Genomic DNA, 18985 nt, shown 5'->3' on the forward strand with positions numbered 1-18985 from the left:
CGTAGAATGTCAACGCCATCAGTGCGCTGCGTATGAAAAAAGCCCCTCGGTCGCCAGGGACCGAGGGGCTTTCGAGTTACCCATGCTTGCAACTCATGGTGAGTGTGAGCATGTCGTTATTTCCTCTTCGATGCTTATTTGGTTTAGCCGTTGCGACGACGAGCACCGACTAGGCCGACCATACCAAGGCCAAGCAGTACGAAGCTGGTTGGCTCGGGGATACCAAATGAAAGTTCGAAGGGGAAGGTTTCAGGACCGGCCGAACCCGAGACGCTAACAACACCGCGGAGTACGTAGGGACCTGAACCTGGAGTCGTGATACGAGCGAACTGGAAGTTATTCTGTGGACCATCGTTAGTGGTATCGAACCATGAAGCGTTATCGTCGCCTAGTCCACCACCTGCCGTTGCAGTACCGCCGCCTGGAGTGGTAATCCAAGAATCAGCAGCAAGGCTAGGGAAAACTGGGATAAACAGTGGGTTAGGAGGCATGGTGTCAGAACCAGCCGCGTTGTTGTAGAGGCTGACACCACCTTCGATGAACACATCACCAACACGCAGGACATCAGCATCCGATGTCAAGAAGAAGTCATAGACTTTGTTGTCAGCCGAAGGGCCATTCGCATCGTTGACTTCCTCAGTCGTCACATCGCGACCAAGTGCATTGTGAGAGAAAGTCACATTAGCAGCCTCAGCATTAGCGGCCACGAACAAAGCAAATACAGCAGTCAAAGCAAATAGTTTACGCATGGATAAAACTCCCTAGTAAATGTGTGAGACCATTACTTGGTGGTCTCGTGGATTGAAAAACTCTTTAAGTTGCAAGCAGACAAGCGGGTGACAACTGGAGTCGGCTTGTCTTGGGTGAGGAACGCTTTGGAGCACCCCTGTGTAGTGCTTGATCAACGCTTGATCAGGTTCGTTCCTAGTTGGATAAGCACAGGGCCTACGTTCACGAGCAAAACTCCGCAAATGTTAGGTTTTGGGTGTCAGCTTTGGTGGAACGTCTCCAGCAAATCGACGTCACTATCGAGAGGAGCGAGTGTGACTGGAGGGAAGAGGACTGCTTGCAACAGGGCGTGATAAGCACGCAACGAGAACAAGGAGTTTTAGATCTTCAAGAATGACTAACCGAGAGGGGCGAGTCGTGCTCCTAGGTGAGGAGCGATAGAAGATGCTAATTGTCTGCCAACCAGGACGACACCCATGAGCAAGTCTGCTCTTGAGAGTGAGGACCGAATTGTTGGAAACGCATTAGACAACCAGCTATTGGACTGAAAGTGTACTCTGGCAGATAAATCCCCCTGCCGTTTCCCCCATTCTAACAAGGAACCAAAGCCCCGCAAGGAAAAAAACAAAGTTTTTCCATCTTTGTCGAAAGTAACGGTAGGTACGGGGTTTAGGGCAAACAGGATGAGGCTGGCAAGAGATCTTTTGTCGAAGCCAATTACATTGCGTGCTTTGCCGCGTCTGGAACCCCGGAAGGTGTTTTAGTGTGATAAGCACTCCCGGATCGCAGAATTACGGTGGGAGATTCCTCTTGCCCCGCTTCATTTGACAGCGTCGGTTGAAGTGCTTGGGTGTCTGCATCTTCCTTGGCTAGATGTATTCGAGGGGACCGGGGGCTAGCTCGTGATGTCGTAGGTAAGATCCGTTAAGGGTTACCGATCATCAGTTGCTCGACTGAGAACAGGTTTTCAGATCAGAGGCGGTTGCAATAATCGTAACCCGAAGTGTCGAGCCACTAGCTCACGAGGAGGAATCAAGTGCTGGTATTCTCAATCAAGCAGTATTGGACCCGACACTTATTGCGGGTTAGGAGGTCAGTTTCCCTGGGGTAAGCCCAGTTAACGGGGTGTTTGCTCAGAAGGTAATCTCAAGTACCCGGCATAAATGCCGGACCTGCTAATTCACGGACCGAACGTTAGTAGCAGTTGGAGAACTCCCTCACGCTTGGGAATAGCAAACTGATGTCCGAAGCTGCTACTGGGGTTAATTGAACCCTAATCGTGGACGAAGCGGTAAGTCTATAGAGAAGAAGCAGCACTACGGCTGAAGGACAGCGACCAGCAGATGAATCACTTGGAACGGCACTGATCTAATCCAGTAGCGCGCATGAAAAAAGCCCTTCACGCACAGGGCGAGAAGGGCCTTTCGATCATTCAACGTATCAAGTTCTAGCTGCGGCGGCGGACGCTACCGAGGCCAACTAGACCCAAACCAACCAGCATCATTGAAGTTGGTTCAGGAATACCCAGTGGGAAGCTGAATGGGAATACCTCAGGACCAGCACTACCAGCCACGCTGATAACACCGGAGAAGGTACCACCTTCACCTGGGGCTGTTGTAAGGCGAGCGAACAGGAAGTTGTTCTGTGGCCCGTCATTGGACGAGTCGAAGAACGAGGCACCTTGGTCACTCAAGCCACCACCAGCGGTTGCGGTGTCACCTGGAGTGGTGATGAATGAATCAGCACCGAGGCTAGGAAATACTGGGAGGAAAAGTGGATTCGGAGGCATCGTGTCCGAACCGGCAGGATTGTTGTAGAGAGCAACGTCGATGTTTAGATCACCGACACGGAGGATGTCGCCATCAGTTGTTACGAAAAACTCATGGACGATGCTATCGGCTTGCAATCCGCCACTTCCTGGATCATCGACTTCAGATTGCGATGCGGGACGAGAAGCGGGTGTAATCGATACGGTGGCAGCTTCGGCTAGCTGAGCGAAGCATAGAGCAGCGATAGCTGCACAGGCTGAGAGACTGAATTTCATTAATCTGGCCTCGACTAAGGGAGTTGTGTTTTTAGTATGAAACAAATTTGCCGCTGAGTGTTACCAGGCTTGCACTGGCTGAGAGCTGTTGAACTCTCAGCCAGTAGCCATGGTAACAACAATTAGCTGCGACGACGCAGACCAGCAAGGCCTGCCATGCCGAGAGCGAACAGGCTCAAGCAAGCTGGTTCAGGAACAGCAGCAATGGCTGGACCAGGAGCTTGCGAGGTGTTGAACGCGAAGAGAACATTGTCGAGATCGTCACCGTTGACAGTGTCGTCATTGGTGGAGTCGCCAAGGTCCCAGGCGTTAGCAGCTGCAACAGCTTGGTTGAAGCTAAAGAGAACGGTGTCAAGATCGTCACCATCGACGTCGAAGTCGCGGTCGTGGTCGCCGAGGGCTAGACCATCGGTGCCGACGCTGTCACCACGAGTGCTTGTGGCTGCGATAGCAGCAGCAACAGCTGCATTCGAGCCATCAAATTCATTGGCACCTTCGACAGTTAGGCTTGGGCGTGTGCCACCGAACTCGCCAGAGGCGATCAGTGCTGAGTTGTCCCAGATCGAATTGGCCAAGTCGTCAGCACCTTGATCGGCAGGACCGCCAACAGTACCAACGCCAGTGATGAGAGTGCCATCAAGGTCGTCACCAGCAACAACTTCAGCACCGGCACCTTCGGGGCGGAAGCGGAAAACGCTGTCGACGTTATCGAAAGCAGCGCCAGCTGAGCTGATTGATCCAGTGTCAACAGCGGTGACGCCGGTTGCGTCATCGATTTGAGCGTCGATACCAGCGACACCACCAGCAACGGTCGACTTGACCAGAAGCTCCCAAGTACCACCCTCAGCTGGGTTGGCGGGGTCTGTGTACCGCAGGTTGAGCTGAGCACTGACGTCAGCGATAGCTGGGGCAGTCATTGCAACCACGGCGGCTGCACACAGTGACAAAACTAGTCCACGTTTCATGATCATTTCTCCGATTCCCCGTCTCAGTAGGTTAGATAAAACCGTAGTGAAAAAAGTCTGCGCTTGATTGGGGGCAATTTAGGTTAAGTGAATTCCTAATTGGTTTAAGTGCTTTGTAGCGACTGGTGTATCTCGTGCAGCGAAAGCAGATTTAGTGACGAGGGCGAACCCTAGTGCTGAATCTGTTTTGAACTCCGGTGGAGCTCTGAAGCATGCTGCCCACAGTCAAGCACTCCGTCCGTATATTAGATGGACCCGAGTGGCGAGACTTTTCTCAGTAGCTGCTCCGGTGTTCCCTAAAAGACAAGGATATCACTGATCAAAATACGTCAGACAACTTGTGTCACTGAAAAAGCTGACGAATCAGTCTTGCCAATAACACGGCGATGGCGCACTTCCCGCCACCGCTCTCATCACTTTAACAAGCATTGTCGCCCTTGCAACTGTTTTGTGACCTGGCACGCGAAAAATTTCACGAGCCCCACTGCGGGCAACCGTTTGTCACAGTTTTTAACGGTTAGGGTGATTGCACTTACGGCGAGAGGAGAGGCGGCTGGGGAATGCCAAAAAAGCGAAAAAAAGTGGGGTTGCAAGGCCCAAATCAAGGCAGATTTCGACCGGATAATCCGTAATTGTGGACCACTGGCCAATAAGGGCTAGAGGAGCCATGAAAACCCCGGAAAAAGGCGAACCTGCAAGCCAATCGGTGTTCTGGACTTCGCTCCGTCATCGGACGTAACTTCAACGCTAGAGGAAGCTTGCAACACGGATAGTGTAATCGTCCGAAGAGCTCTATACTCTGCTTCTTGCGGGCGGTTTCTCGTACGAATCGCCCCGTAGTTTCGTCGAATTGACCCCTCAGGATGCGAAATGCCCAGTCGTGTTGGAACGATTTCAGTAAAACTGCCAGACGGAAGCCAACGGGAGTTAGAAGCAGGCAGCAGTGCTTATGATCTAGCAGCGGATATCGGCCCCGGTCTCGCGAAGAGCGCCATCGCTGCGGTTGTCGACGGGGAGCTCGTCGATTTACGTACTCCACTGGACGCCCAGGGTCAGGGACAGGAAGGCGTCGAGCTCCGTCTGCTGACGAAGCGCGACCCTGAAGCCCTCGCCATCATGCGACACAGCTGCGCCCATGTCATGGCCCAGGCGGTGATGCGTTTATTTGAGGGCGTCAGCCTGGCATTCGGGCCAGTCACAGGGAATGGCTTCTACTACGACTTTCATCTTGGACACCCGCTTAGCGAAGAAGACTTTGCCAAAATCGAAGCCGAGATGAAGAAGATCATCAAGGAAGACGAACCGTTCGAGCGGCTAGTTCTCTCCCGCAAGGAAGCGATCGCTACCTGCAAGGAGATGAATCAGCACTTCAAGGTCGAGCATATCGAGACAGGGCTGGCAGACGAGGAAACACTGTCGTTTTACCGCCAAGGTGAGTTCCTCGATTTGTGTCGCGGGAAGCACATCCCGAGTACCGGTCACATTGGGAAGGCCTTCAAGCTACAGAGCGTTGCGGGGGCCTATTGGAAGGGGGACAACTCACGCGAGCAGTTGCAGCGGGTCTACGCGACGGCCTTCTTCGACAAGAAGGAACTGAAGGCCTACCTCGAGCAGCTCGAGGAAGCGAAGAAGCGTGATCATCGGGTGCTGGGCAAACAGTTGGAGCTGTTCACGATCAGTCAGACCGTGGGTTCCGGCCTCATTCTGTGGCTGCCAAAGGGGGCGGCAATTCGACAGACGTTGGAGGATTATCTGAAGGATGAACTGCGCCGGCGAGATTACGAGGCTGTCTATACGCCGAATATCGGGAAGGTCGAGCTGTACCAGATCTCCGGGCATTATCCGTACTACAAGGAGTCGCAATTCGCTCCGATCGAGATGACTCAGAAGGGCGAGGAGGGTGAAAAGTACCTCCTCAAGCCGATGAATTGCCCGCACCACATCATGATTTATAAGAGCAAGCCGCGGAGCTATCGCGACTTACCTGTGCGGCTGGCTGAGTTCGGCACCGTATATCGCTACGAGCAGTCGGGCGAACTCTCCGGCATGACTAGGGTGCGTGGCTTCACGCAGGACGACGCGCATATTTTCTGTACCGAAGATCAGGTGGCTGATGAATTTCGAGGTTGCTTGGAAATGACCCAAGAAGTCTTGCGCTCCCTGGGGATGACCAACTATCGCGTGAGACTCGGTTTTCGTGACCCCGACAGCAAGAAGTATGTCGGCGGCGAAGCGGTTTGGGACCGGGCGGAGGCGGCACTCCAGGAAGTCTGCGAATCGATGGACCTCCCTGACATGTCGATTGAACCCGGTGAGGCGGCTTTCTACGGACCAAAGGCTGACTTCGTGGTGACCGACTGTATCGGTCGCGAGTGGCAGCTCGGCACCGTTCAGCTTGACTACAACTTGCCGAGTCAGGACCGCTTTGGTCTCGAGTACACAGGGGCCGACAACCAGCCACATCAGCCGGTGATGATTCATCGCGCACCGTTGGGATCAATGGAGCGATTCATCGGCGTCTTGATCGAACATTTCGCAGGTGCGTTCCCGCTGTGGCTTGCTCCTGAGCAACTTCGCGTTCTCACGGTTAGCGAAAAGAGCGAGGAGTATGGCAAGCAAGTTGAGCAACAGATGAAAGAGGCCGGCTTCCGCGTCACGGGAGACTACCGTGGCCAGAAGCTGGGGGCGAAGATCCGCGAAGGCCAGATCGACCTGATTCCCTATATGCTAGTCGTCGGCGAGAAGGATGCTGAAAACGGAACCGTCACGGTGCGAGATCGCATCGACGGCGACCTGGGAGCGATGCCGATCGCCGAGGCCGTTGCGAAACTTCAGGCGGAAGTGGCCGATCGGACGGTTCGCCAAGTGGCCGAGGCGGCTCCAGCGGTCCCCACGGATGCGGGGGATGGGTATTGAGTCTCTTCGCTCAGGCTCCTGCAGTGGTACAAGACGCTCGGGGCTGAGGCGTTCAAATGATAGCTTGACCTAACCCCCATTCATAACCAATACTTGTGGGTCCGCCGCTGCAGTTTAGGCGGCCCGGAGAACTTTTCCATTCCGGAACATTGTCACCCTTTGGAGGATTTGAGAAATCGATCGTAATCAGCAACGGATCAACGAATCGATCCGTGTCTCGCCGCTGCGTGTGATCAGCGACGATGGCGAACAACTAGGCGTAATTACTCGGGACGAGGCGTTAGAAAAAGCACGTGAGGCGGGGCTTGATCTTGTTGAGGTCGCGCCAACCGAAAAGCCCCCCGTCTGCCGCATCATGGACTTTGGTAAGTTCAAGTACCAGCAGAAGAAGCGGCAAAACAAAGGCCACGTCCATCAAAGCAAGAACAAAGAAATCCGCCTGCGCCCCAAGATCGGCCAACACGATTACGAGACGAAACGCGACCGCGCTCGCAAGTTCCTCGGGGCACGCGATAAAGTGATCTGCTCGGTCATTTTCCGTGGCCGCGAAAACGCCCACGTTGAAGAAGGCTTCAAGCTCGTTGAGCGACTCGTCGAGGAACTCGAAGACGTCGCTAAGATCGAGCAGCCCGCAAAGATGGCCGGACGGCGAATCGTGATGGTGCTAGCGCCGAAGTAGGCGTTGCGTTATGGATCACGTCGCGGTGCTAGTTGCTTGACGAGTCGTGGGATGTCCTTGGAGCCTGGAGTGGGGAGTTTCCAGATGCGATCAGTTTTCTCTGTGGTAGTTTTTAGAGTCTTTCCATCAGAGCTAAATGCTAGTTGGGTTATTTTTGCCTCGTGAAGCATCTCTTCACCCACGGGGACGCCTGTCGAGGCATCCCAGACTCGTACGGCTTTCTCTGCGCCAATTGCTAGTTGAGTCGCGCTAGCGTTCAACGCGATGGCTGAGACATTGCCACGAAACCGGATCTCCGTTCCGACAGGCTGCCCGGAGTTGATGTCTCTGAAACGGATTACTTGTTTGTCATCAATGACTGCCTCGATACATCCGCATTGACTAAATACCTTCTTCGATTTCTCTGGTCCGCTACGCGAGGCTTCTCCTGATCGGTTGTCGGTATCGAGATCTCGATCTCTTTGCTCGTCAAATGTCATGGAGGTCAAGTTCGCATCGTATTCCGTTGTCACCTTCTGGTGGGCATTGACTCCCATGTCGAGGAGTCGGGCCCTACTGGAGGCAGCGATGAATTTCTTTCCGGTAGGACACAACGTGACGGACTCTGACAATTTATCGTAGCTTTGCGGTAAACGGATGAGCCGTTTGGCCTTGGCATTCCAATGATGGAAAACTCCACCAGAGGCCGTCACTACCACCTCTCCATCAGGGCAGAAAGTGAGCAGTTCGATCGGCTCAGGATGCCTCAGAGGATGGATGTGAACCTGTTCCCCCGTCTCGGTGCTCCACACTTTTGCTGTCTTCTCGGAAGCAGAAGTCAGTCGCGTACTATCGCGGTTAAAGGCGAGCCGGCTCACCTGCCCCTCATGTGGCAGCGGTCCGCCAATAGGATCGCCACTTTTCGTGTCCCACAACCAGACGGAATCGACGGGAGTGGCGGCAGCCAATTTCGAGCCATCGGGGCTAAACAGCACGGGAAGCTCACCCGCTCTGAGATTGCTAAGGTCCGTCCCTCGGAGAGCGATCAAGTAAGAAACTGACTCAAGCTGCATCAGGCTGCCCAACGGCTTGCACGTTTTGGCGTCCCATAACCTGATTCCGTTGAATGATGCGGTAGCCACCTTGGTTGCAGATGCGTCAACTGCCAGTGAAGGGACTAGCAGATCAACGTCGATGGCTTTTCCCTTATGTTTGATCAGCTGAGCTGACTGGAAGCCTGTGTCGGAGTTCCAGACGTAACTTAACTTGGCTGTGGTCGAGGCAGCAATGAGATTGCCGTCGCTACTGCTTGCAAACGACAAAACCCGTCTGGGGTGCATCATCGGTTTGCCGACTAGCTGGTGTGTTTCAGAATCCCAGAGGCGTATCGTATTATCCTCTGCGAGAGTCAGGATTCGAGAACCATCAGAAGTGAATCGAACGGTTTGGATTATGGAGTTACCATGTGGTAGTTCTCCCCGCCTCTGGCCAGTGTCGGATTGAAACAAGTGGACGGTATCGCCCGTTGCGATTGCCAGATGCTCTCCATTAGGGCTAAAGGCAACCGATGAGTCACCGTTCGTGTCGGTGAGAATCGCTATTAGCCGCCCGCCCCTGGTTAGCCTGTCAGCTAAAACGCGACCGTAAGCCGGTTTAAGTGGATCGTCTTCAGCGCGTAGATTCCATGCTCTCAAGAGCTGTTCCACTCCATTATGGAGTCGATGATTGGCGTATTCGCTAACGCCAAAGTTGAACAGGGCCTTCGACGCTTCTTTGACACGCTGCATTGCCAGAAATTCCTGCGCTTCCGCCCTAGAGATCTCGGCGTTGATTTGCTCGTTTGCTTTTCTCAGGAGGCCTGACCGATAAGTTGCCACAATAGCAACGGCAATTGACCCCAGCACCAACGCGCTATAAAGAATCGCCACTTCGTGATTTCTTTTCGCCCATCGCCACGTCTTACCCGCGCGACTGATTGGTCGGGCCAGTATTGGTTTCCCAGCGAGGAAGCGTTCGAGTTCGCATCCGACCGCTTCGGTTGAGGGGTACCTGCGGTCTGGTTCTTTCTCGAGGCACTTGAGGGCGATCGTTTCCAGGTCGCGGGGAATGGAGGAGTTGAACTGCCGCAGTCCGGGGGCGTCGTTGTTGATCACCTTGTGCAGTAGCATCCGCGTGGTGCCCCGGAAGGGCAGCTCGCCGGTGAGCATTTGGAACAGCAGCACGCCCAAGGAGTAAACATCCGTGGTGCGATCAACACGATGCGATTCGCCACGGGCTTGTTCCGGGGACATGTACGCAGGTGTGCCAAGGACGGCCCCGTCGAGCGTCATCGTCACTTCGCCCGCATCGCGTTTGGCGAGGCCGAAGTCCATGAGATGGGGTTCGCCCGCGTCGTCGATCATCACGTTCTGGGGTTTGATGTCACGATGGATCACCCCTCGTTCGTGCGCATGGTGCAAGGCGTCAGCCAGCTTAACCCCCATCTCGACCACTTCACGCTGCGTAAGTTGCCTGTCGACGATCAATTCCGCGAGCGACACACCACGGATGAAGTCGCTGACAATGTAAATCGTCTCCGCCTGACGACCGACTTCGTAAACGGAGACGATGTGCGAGTGACTCAGTTGGGCTGCTGAGCGAGCTTCTCGAAAAAACTGCTCCTCCTGCGCGGGCTCGAGTTGGCCCCGCCGCGGGATCTTGACGGCGACGGTGCGATCGAGTTCCGTATCGTAGGCTTTCCAGACAGTCCCGAAGGCACCCGCTCCGAGACGCTCAACGAGTTTAAATTGGCCTAGTTCCTTGACACTCAGCGCGTCTCGCGTGGTATTGTCATCGTTGACGAGACTGAAATTACTGCCGCATGAGGGGCAGTCGATGCTGCTCAGTTCGGCATTGGGAAGCAACTCAATGGGCAGACGGCAGTTGGGGCAGCGGACGTTAAACGCCCGTGTTTCGAAGTCTTCCCCAGAGGCATCGGACAAGAGTTTGATCCCGGAAGTCAAGTCAGACGAGAAGCAAGAAGAGCAGCAAACTCAAGCTACAATATGGCTGCAATTGAGAGTTTTCGCAAATCCTGTTGTGATTTTCCCGGCGACCAAGTTTGGTCGCGGCAGGCTCGTGATCACTTGTCTATTTTGCGAACCGCACGCAATAAACCTGCGGCAGGTGCGTGGTGACGCACTCCCATAAGTCGCCACCATTGTCGCTGGTCCACAGCCCGCCGGTAGAGGAGCCCATCGCGAGCCGATTTCCGGTAGCGTCAATGTCGAGCGCGTGGCGGAAGACGATGTCGTAGCAGTGTTCGCTCGGTAGGCCTTTGTCGAGAATTGCGAACGACTTGCCGCCGTCGCGGGTGCGGTTGACGACCAGCTTGCCGTCGACGGGAACGCGACACTCGTCCTTCACGCCGGGGACGAACCAAGCACTCTGCGGGTCGGTTGGATCGACGGCCACAGCAAAGCCGAACGCGGAAGGCTCGGGCGTTAGTTCTTCCCACTGACGACCGCCGTTGGTTGTGTGGAAGATGCCGTTGTGATGTTGCACCCAGAGGGTTTCCGGGTCGGCTTGGCATTGCACAAGCAGGTGAGGATCTTGCCCGTTGGGATTATCGGCCTGCTCGGGCGGCATATATTCGGCCCGCATTCCTTTCGTGCGGTGCTCCCAAGTTTCGCCCGCGTCTTCGGTGACCCAGACACCGCCGCAAGAGATTCCAACTGTAAGGTGATCGCTATTCTGTGGATGAACGGCTACCGAATGAATGCCCGGACTATCTTTGCCACCGCCAAACCATTGCCAACGATCTTCGCGATCCCAGAGTGAGGTGACCAGTTCCCATGAATCGCCTCGGTCGTTCGACCTGAACAGGCCACCGGGAATCGTGCCCGCCCAGAGTGTTCCCAGCTGATCCACGCCGCCGGGCTTTAGTTCCCAAATTTCTTTGAGTGAGGAAAAGTCACGCCGCGGGTCGGTCTGCCCCGCTTCAGCTTGTTTGGCTTGGTCGGCATCGGTGAACTCGGGATAGACGGGGACGGCCACTTCTTGCCAGTTTCTGCCGGCATCGTCTGAGCGATGCAGCTTCACCCCGAAGTGGCCATGATCGAGCGCGCTGTAAAGCGTGCTGTCGCGCGGATCATGCAAGACCATCGTGGCGTTCTGCCCGAGGAAATCGACATGCGTGATGTTCCAGCCGCTGTTTGAGTTCTCGAGTGTGAAGAGGCCCTTGCGTGTGGCAACGTGGAGCAGGTCACTCATGGCTTAACCTCACGGTTGACGTTAGTTTTCGGCCACGGATGACACGGATTTCACGGATTTTTTGGAGAAGTGGTAGGCCAGAATCATAACCCGAAGCGTGAGCGAGGGGGTACGCCAACACGTGTTCTTCCTCGCTTACGCTTCGGGTTACAATTTAAGAATGTCCATCCCCTCAAGATCCGTATCATCTGTGCAATCTGTGGCTAAAAATTCAGGGCCACCCTTCGAACACGGTCATCCGCCCGAGAGGGCTTGCATCACATAGATTTCACTCTTGTCGGTCACCGGGTCGCTGAGCCCCTCGCGATCCTTCACCGGGCTGCCATCAATAAATACGTTCATGTGCCTACGGAGGCGCGTCTGATCGTCGAGGACGTAGCCCTTGAGTTGCTGGTTCTCGGCGAAAACCGCATCAAGGGCCTCTCGAACGGTTTCGCCCTCGGCAGCGGTTTCCGGGCACTCGACGTGACGTTGGAGGTTCGAGGTGAAAACGACGCGGGCCATGGGCGTATCGTAGCGGATTCCCGCAGCGACTGCGAGCAAACTCCCCAGCAAGCCGCAGGCTAACAGCTTGCTGGGGAGTGGCCACTGAAGTTTGTTTAGCTCACTGGCAAAGCAGAAGAGTGCAGGTATTAACCCTCTCGAAGACACGCTCCGGCGACCAAGTTTGGTCGCGGCTGGCTGGTTTTGTGGCTCTTGGCACCCTCTGCGATTCTGTTACACTGTGGGGCTACCCAAAGATCAACCTCCCCAGCATGGGATTACAGCGGGAAAAGAGCTATGCCAAAGCAAAAGACTCACAAAGGAACCAAGAAGCGGTTCCGCCTGTCCGCCAAGGGCAAGGCGAAGCACCGTCACTCGGGGACCAGCCACTTGGCGTCGCGCATGAGCCACAAGCGGAAGCGCAACCTCCGCGGCACGACCGTGACGACCGACACCAACTCGAAGATGATCGCCGAAGCATTGGCTGGCAACAGCTACTAGCGGTCGGCTGATCGATTTCAACTCCGCCGGGTATGAACGTCTGCAGAAGTACGCAGGGGCCTGGGCTGAGAAACGACAAGTAAGAAAAGGGTTCGCACCATGCGTACCACCAAAGGTAGCGCCCGGAATCGGGCGAAGAATCGTCTCTTCAAAAAGACCAAGGGTTATCGCGGCGGTCGCGGCAAGTTGCTCCGCACAGCTAAGGAAACCCTCGTCAAAGCGGAAGCCTATGCGTTCCGTGACCGTCGCGTTAAGAAACGCGAGTTCCGCAAGCTCTGGATCATCCGCATCAACGCGGCTGCTCGCGAACGCGGCATGCGTTACGGCGAACTGATCCACGGCCTCAAGAAGGCCCAGGTCGAGCTCGACCGGAAGACTCTTTCGGAAATGGCGATCAACGACCCGGCAGCGTTTGACGCCGTCGTTGAGCAGGCCCGTACGGCACTGTCAGCTTAACCAAGTAGGGTCCGCTGTGCGGGCCTTCGAAATTGTTGGGCATTTCGTTCGCGCAGATTCCGGCCGCGGTAGCCTTGCAGGCTAGATGAAGCGGCTCCTCTGGGCTGAACAGTTGGTCCGCTTAGCGGACCCTACGGCTATGGCACTTTCTGATTTCGTCGCTGAACTCGATGCACTGGTTGAAGGTGCGAAGGCCGCTTTTGCTTCGGCCACGGATGCCGATGCGCTTGAAGCAGCGCGAGTCGAGTTCGTTGGTGCCAAGGCCGGGAAGCTCAAAGCTGCTCAAAAGGGCATGGGCTCCGTCGACAAGGCGGACAAGCCCGCAGCCGGCAAGAAGTTCAACGAGGTGAAAGGGGCCGTCGAAGCAGCGTTTGCCGAAGCAAAGGATCGGCTAGCGGGGGCGGTTTCTCAAGGCGACCAGGAAGCTTTTGACCGTACTGTCCCCGGAGAGCCACTACGACTTGGACGGTTGCATCCGATTACTCAAACGATCGCCGAGATGCGCGACATCATGGGGCGACTCGGTTTCACGGCCGTTGAAGGCCCTGAGATCGAAGACGACTGGCACAACTTCGTTGCGCTGAACATCCCCGAAACGCACCCGGCCCGCGACCCGCTCGACAATTTTTATCTGGCGACTGGCAATGTCGCTGCAGGGGAGGGCGACAACGCGCTGCTCATGCGGAGCCAAACCTCCACGGTGCAGATCCGGGTGATGGAGAAGACTCCTCCCCCGGTGCGAATCATTTCACTGGGACGTGTTTATCGCCCAGATACCGCAGACGCAACGCACTATCCGATGTTCCACCAGATCGAAGGTCTGCTGGTGGACAAAGGCGTCACGATGGCGGACCTGAAGAGCGTGCTGCGGTTGTTCTGCCAGAGCTTTTATCAAACGGAATCGGGCTTCAACGAAGGCGAAGGAGGCGAAGACATTCACGTGCGTTTCCGTCCTTCCTTCTTCCCATTCACCGAGCCAAGCGTCGAAGTCGACATCAACTGGCAAGGCGGCTGGATGGAAATCGGCGGTGCGGGGATGGTCGATCCCAACGTGCTGCGAGCCGTGGGGTACGACCCCGATGAGGTCACCGGCTTCGCCTTCGGCCTGGGCGTCGAACGCATCGCGATGCGACGCCACAACATCACGGACATTCGCGCGTTGTATGAAAATGACGTGCGTTTCTTGGAACAGTTCTGAGTCTGTGTCACTGAAAACTGAACACTGACAACTGAAAACTTGCCCCCATGATTGTCTCACTCGATTGGCTGAAAGAATACGTTGAGCTTCCCGGCGATCTCGACGAACTGACTGAGCGACTGACGCTCACGGGTTTGAACCTTGAGGGCGTTGAGCAAGTTGGCGACGACACGGGCGTTGATTTGGAAGTCACCAGCAACCGTCCTGATTGCTTGGGGCACATTGGCGTCGCGCGTGAAGTCGCGGTGATTTGGGATCGCGAGCTAAAGGTTTCCGGGCCTGAGCCGAAAGCCAGTGGTGCGAAAGGACTCGGTTCTCTCGAAGTGCAAGCCCCTGAGCTTTGCCCTCGCTACACGGCTCGCTTGATCCGCGGCGTGAAAATCGGACCCAGTCCCGAATGGCTCGCCAATCGCTTGCGGACGCTGGGCATTGCCGTGATCAACAACGTGGTGGACATCACTAACTACGTGTTGTTCGAGTGCGGTCAGCCATTGCATGCCTTTGATTACGGAAAACTAACGGGCGACACGATTGTTGTTCGTGAAGCGAATAACGGCGAGAAGTTCACGGCGATTGATCACAAGGAGTACGAACTGGCTCCAGGAACTTGCGTGATTGCCGATGCGGAAAAGGCTGTGGCGCTGGCCGGTGTGATGGGCGGGGCGGATACGGAAGTCTCCGATGAAACGGTCGACGTGCTGATTGAAGCGGCCGACTTCGCTCCGCTTTCGGTACGCAACACCGCTCGCCGACATCACTTGCATAGCCCTTCGTCGTACCGATTCGAGCGGGGCGTCGACCCGTTGGGGATCGACTGGGCGAGCCGTCGTGCTTGCGAGTTGATTTTGGAACTCGCGGGTGGCGAGCTGGCGGGAGAAGTTGCCGACAGCGGTGAAACCTACACAAAGCCTGATCCGATTAAGCTACGTTTCGAGCAGATTGAGCGTGTTCTAGGCATCGGTGTGCCGCAGGAACAGGTGCAGAAGATTCTTACCGACCTCGGTTGCGAAGAGACGCACATCTGTGACCACTGCATCAAGGTGATCGCTCCCAGTTGGCGGGCCGACCTGACGCGGGAGATTGACCTGATCGAAGAGGTCGCTCGCATCTTTGGCTACGACAGAATTCCCGAAGATGCCGGCGTGCGGATGGTTGCTTCGCAACGCACGCAACAAGACCGTGTGCAGGATCGTGTTCGCTCGACGCTGGTTGCCGCCGGTTTTTACGAAGCGATGACCCTCAGTGCCGTCGACGAATCAACCGTCGATTGGATTCGGCCTTGGTCACAGGCAGAGCCGCTGCGAGTTAGCACGCCGGTCTTGCGACGGGCCGATTGTCTCCGGCAAACCTTGGTGCCAAGCCTGCTTGCCGCGCGGCTGCACAACGAAAAGGCTTCGAACCCGACGATCGAGCTGTTCGAAATCGCCAGCGTGTACTTGCCACAAGCTGAGGGTCTGCCTGAGCAGAAGCGAGTTCTCACGATCACCAGTGGCGGAAGCTACCTAGAACTCAAGGGCGTTCTTGAGGCCGCCGTTTTTTCAGTAACGCGGGCTTCAGCAATACGTAACGCCGAGCTTGAAGTCTCCCCCGCCGAGTTCGAGTTGCTCGATCCCGGGCGGAGTGGGCTCCTAACCCTTAATGGCAAACCGCTGGGCTACCTCGGTGAGCTCAGCGAAGCCGGTTTGAAGAAGGCCGAACTGCGAAACGGTTGCTCGGTGGCAGAGATCGATCTCGATCTTTTGATCGAAACCGCGGAACTGGTTGTCACCGCCGTGCCGCTTTCCACCTATCCCGCGGTTTCCCGCGATTTGAACATTGTGGTGGACGAGTGCGTAACGTGGGCTGAAGTCGAGAGCATCACGGCATCCGCCGGGAGCGAGCTTCTCGAATCGATCAGCTACCAAGAGACGTACCGCGATGCGAAGAAGCTTCCCGAAGGCAAGAAAAGCCTGCTCTACGGCGTTCAGCTTCGTTCCAGCGAAGGCACGCTCACCAGCGAGCGAGCCGACGGCGTGCGAGATGCCATCGTCGAGGCCCTTGGAAAACAAGTGGGTGGCGAACTACGGGCGTAGACCGTGGCTGGGGCATCCCGCCCCAGTGGCTTGATCGGTTTTTTACTACGCTTTCTGAGGCTGGAAGCCTGTCAGTTACACACAAGTTCCCAAAGCAGCGAAGCTGCGGAAGCACGTAGCCCCGAGCGCAGCTCGGGGTTCAGGAGCCAAATCCTTGAACAAGCCGCGAAGCGGCGATAGCGATTCTGAGGCTTCGAGGCGCTGTCGCCGCTTCGCGGCTAGATTTGATAGTACAATTCACCGTAGGCTTACGCCAACGGTTACGTGCTAATGCCGCTTCGCGGCATGATTTTGTCATGGAAGCAGATTGAGATACTTATGTGTGACTGACATGGCTGGAAGCCCCAGCCACAAACCCCTCTCCAGAAGGTGTACTTGAGGGTGGGGCTGAGTAGAATGGGACCTTTATCATGGCGATCGTTCGCCGTGATTCTTCGTCAGGCACCGAAGTTCAGGCTATGAAATCTCACCTTTCTACGAATCGATTCGTTTTCCTTCTGGTCCTTGTCGCCGTCACGTTCAGCGCTACTAGCATGCTGGCCGAAAGTGCCGAGGCCCAAATCCTTCGTCGCCGCCGCGCCGTCGTGCAAGCACCGCCGGTAAGCGTCGTCCAACCCGTGGCACCGGTCGTACGTCGTCCGTTGCTCAACGGGATTCTGCTCGAACAACCGCTCGTGCTGCGTCGGCCCTTGCTGCCGCGTCGCCGTGCTGCTTTGACCACCGAAGAAGTGCCTCAGCCCGCGTTTGAGCCTCGCCCCGAAGGCAGCCCTGATCTTGGCGATAACGAGCAGTCTGTGCCCGAACCGAGGAAGTTCGCAACGCCGCCGCCAACGCCAGCCGGTGAGCCGACTTTGGCCGAGATGCAAACGACCTACCCCACCGCGGCAGAGATCGCCACGTTTGATGACACCCAATTGTTGAACGCACTGCATGCCGCCTCCAAGGATTTGGACAAGGACCTTGATCAGTTCACCAGTAGCGAGAGTTGGCAACGTTACTTGAAGCTCCCGGACGACTCGCTCCCGCCAGCCGTGGATGGGCAAGTGCAGTTGGGAATGCGTTCGCTGGAGAAGACGCTCCAGCGTTTTGAGGGCGTGTCGCTCAATGAGAAATACGCGCAGATCTCCAGCCTCGCCAGCTTCCAGATGATGCACGCCGCACTGCGAGAAACGGTCGAACGGTTCAACCGTCCCCCCGCCCCAGCAATCGCACCTGAGGCCCCTGCAGCAGCCAGTGGTCCGGCGCTGGGAAGCCCCGTCGAGCCAAAGAAGGCAGCCCAGCAGCCCGCGGTCGAAGCCATCCCCACGCCTGCCGAAGTCCCAACCGCCGAGTCAGAGACTGGCCCCCGCGAGCATTCGGTGCTCAAGCGGATTATTAAAGACTGATATTCTTAGTAGGGTACTGCCGAGGTACGAGGCGTACCATGAACGCTACTGAATCCAGTCAAGCACTTGATTGAGTGGGAAGTCGGCGGGCAATTCTTTGCCATCCAGAAACTTGTCTCGATAGAGTTCGACTTCTTCGATGACATTAGCAGCAATTAAGTCATTCTCGTACAGTGGATCGTGCTGATCGTACGCTGCGGCCCATTCTCTGAAGCTCTTGATGAATAGTTCATTAGCTCGGTCTGAAAGAGTATTGCCACTTTGTTCTTCCTGAGTAAGGCGTACCCTGGCTTTGTACGTTGCCCTGCGAGCACTCGTCACAAGTTCGTTCTTCTCTAACTCGCATCGGCCTTTCCACTGATCAAAATTGTGTAGGTCACGCCGAGTCTTCACGTAACGGAACCTGAGCAAGATGTCGTCGTCGGTTTGCTCTTCGCTTTCGATCTGTCTCTTCAACTCGTCGTAGTCGTTCAACCGAATTGAGAAATCTTTTCCCTCAATGTCGAATTCTCGATTGGCGAGCTGATCCCAAGAGTGTGCCGCGGCATTCCATGCTTCATTACGTTCTTCACCAAAATGGCCTTCTTTCGCGAGGTTGATTGCGTATCGCGATAGACATACCGGAAGTCTGTCGAACAATAACACGGGTGACCTACTACCCAACGAAGAGCCCTTAGCTTCGTGGAAAAACACGGCCTTTTCATAATAGGCTTTTGCAACTAGCCAATTATCTGGCTCTCCTTCGACTCCGATGGTCTTTTCAAGGTCGATCTGTCGCGACAACATTTGATGAAGCTCAGCGTCTACTTGAAAAAGTCTGCGCAAACTTCCACTGCCGTGTGATGGGTCTAGCCGAAAGCCTAAATACCATCCGAGCTCGTCACAAAGAAAGGCGCTTTCTGGATGCTCTAAGATTCCATTGGCTAGTATCTGGATTCCTAATTTGGCAGATCGATAGTCCTCCTCTTCGCTTACTTCTATTTCTTGAGTGCGATAAAGGTAGCCTACCGACCACGCTGCATATCGCCAGGCTTGCTCACTATCCGAAAGAAAACTAAGCAGCTTCGTGTGGGCCTTGTAGAGTTCACGCAGATTAGGTTTCTTTCTATGGATGGCAGTCAGCTCGCGGAGACGATCAAACTCTCGACGCTCAATGTAAGAAAGATTACTACGTGTTGCTTCCAAGTACTCCGCGAGTTCAGCTACTGCATCCTCGCGAGCGTTACTTTCGAGTGGCCACAAAGCAAGTAATAATGCTCCTACGGTAGCCAAATAACCAAGCATGATCGGACACCTGATGTGAAGTAGCTGAATTGCGCAGCTTATC

Annotated in this window: 14 protein-coding genes; 7 read left to right on the top strand and 7 right to left on the bottom strand. The window is 55.5% G+C overall.

All coding sequences use genetic code 11. The annotated features are described in order from the left end of the window. Positions 1-143: 143 nt before the first annotated feature. The 3 genes from RIB44_20330 to RIB44_20340 all read right to left on the bottom strand — a co-directional run bounded on the left by RIB44_20330 (position 144) and on the right by RIB44_20340 (position 3738). On the bottom strand, positions 144-749 hold the full coding sequence (locus RIB44_20330) for a PEP-CTERM sorting domain-containing protein (GenBank protein ID MEQ8618929.1): 606 nt from the start codon (positions 747-749) through the stop codon (positions 144-146). A 1427-nt stretch (positions 750-2176) separates the two neighbouring features. After that, entirely contained in the window at positions 2177-2773 is a 597-nt protein-coding gene (locus RIB44_20335; GenBank protein ID MEQ8618930.1) for a PEP-CTERM sorting domain-containing protein, read from the bottom strand. A 122-nt stretch (positions 2774-2895) separates the two neighbouring features. Next, entirely contained in the window at positions 2896-3738 is an 843-nt protein-coding gene (locus tag RIB44_20340) for a PEP-CTERM sorting domain-containing protein (GenBank protein ID MEQ8618931.1), read from the bottom strand. A gap of 870 nt (positions 3739-4608) precedes the next feature. On the opposite strand from RIB44_20340, the gene thrS reads away from it, so the two are divergent. Further along, positions 4609-6654 (top strand): threonine--tRNA ligase, encoded by a 2046-nt coding sequence (thrS, locus tag RIB44_20345; protein ID MEQ8618932.1) that lies wholly within the window; start codon positions 4609-4611, stop codon positions 6652-6654. A 175-nt stretch (positions 6655-6829) separates the two neighbouring features. Further along, the gene (gene infC, locus RIB44_20350; GenBank protein ID MEQ8618933.1) at positions 6830-7333 is read left to right on the top strand and encodes a translation initiation factor IF-3; all 504 of its coding nucleotides are present in this window, start codon (positions 6830-6832) and stop codon (positions 7331-7333) included. Between the two features lie 8 nt (positions 7334-7341). Here infC and RIB44_20355 read toward each other — a convergent pair whose 3' ends face one another. The 3 genes from RIB44_20355 to RIB44_20365 form a co-directional block, all read right to left on the bottom strand. After that, positions 7342-10293: a protein kinase gene (locus RIB44_20355; protein ID MEQ8618934.1), complete on the bottom strand. Its 2952-nt coding sequence runs from the start codon at positions 10291-10293 to the stop codon at positions 7342-7344. Between the two features lie 148 nt (positions 10294-10441). Beyond that, positions 10442-11563, bottom strand: a complete 1122-nt coding sequence (locus RIB44_20360) for a hypothetical protein (protein ID MEQ8618935.1) — start codon at positions 11561-11563, stop codon at positions 10442-10444. Between the two features lie 234 nt (positions 11564-11797). Then, complete coding sequence (locus RIB44_20365) at positions 11798-12067, bottom strand: MoaD/ThiS family protein (GenBank protein ID MEQ8618936.1); 270 nt, start codon at positions 12065-12067, stop codon at positions 11798-11800. Positions 12068-12343: 276 nt separating this feature from the next. Here RIB44_20365 and rpmI point away from each other — a divergent pair, with 276 nt between their 5' ends. From rpmI to RIB44_20390, 5 genes are all read left to right on the top strand, one after another. After that, complete coding sequence (gene rpmI / locus RIB44_20370; GenBank protein MEQ8618937.1) at positions 12344-12547, top strand: 50S ribosomal protein L35; 204 nt, start codon at positions 12344-12346, stop codon at positions 12545-12547. A gap of 99 nt (positions 12548-12646) precedes the next feature. Then, a complete protein-coding gene (rplT, locus tag RIB44_20375; GenBank protein MEQ8618938.1) occupies positions 12647-13003 on the top strand; it encodes a 50S ribosomal protein L20 in 357 nt (118 codons plus the stop codon). A gap of 139 nt (positions 13004-13142) precedes the next feature. Next, complete coding sequence (gene pheS, locus RIB44_20380) at positions 13143-14201, top strand: phenylalanine--tRNA ligase subunit alpha (protein MEQ8618939.1); 1059 nt, start codon at positions 13143-13145, stop codon at positions 14199-14201. 47 nt (positions 14202-14248) lie between these two features. Beyond that, the gene (gene pheT / locus RIB44_20385) at positions 14249-16273 is read left to right on the top strand and encodes a phenylalanine--tRNA ligase subunit beta (GenBank protein ID MEQ8618940.1); all 2025 of its coding nucleotides are present in this window, start codon (positions 14249-14251) and stop codon (positions 16271-16273) included. A 458-nt stretch (positions 16274-16731) separates the two neighbouring features. Further along, positions 16732-17658, top strand: coding sequence for a hypothetical protein (locus tag RIB44_20390; GenBank protein MEQ8618941.1), 927 nt, complete (start codon positions 16732-16734; stop codon positions 17656-17658). Positions 17659-17703: 45 nt separating this feature from the next. Here RIB44_20390 and RIB44_20395 read toward each other — a convergent pair whose 3' ends face one another. After that, positions 17704-18942, bottom strand: coding sequence for a hypothetical protein (locus RIB44_20395; GenBank protein ID MEQ8618942.1), 1239 nt, complete (start codon positions 18940-18942; stop codon positions 17704-17706). Positions 18943-18985: the final 43 nt, after the last annotated feature.

Source organism: Lacipirellulaceae bacterium (assembly GCA_040218535.1).
In the GTDB taxonomy this organism is placed as follows: Bacteria; Planctomycetota; Planctomycetia; order Pirellulales; family Lacipirellulaceae; genus Adhaeretor.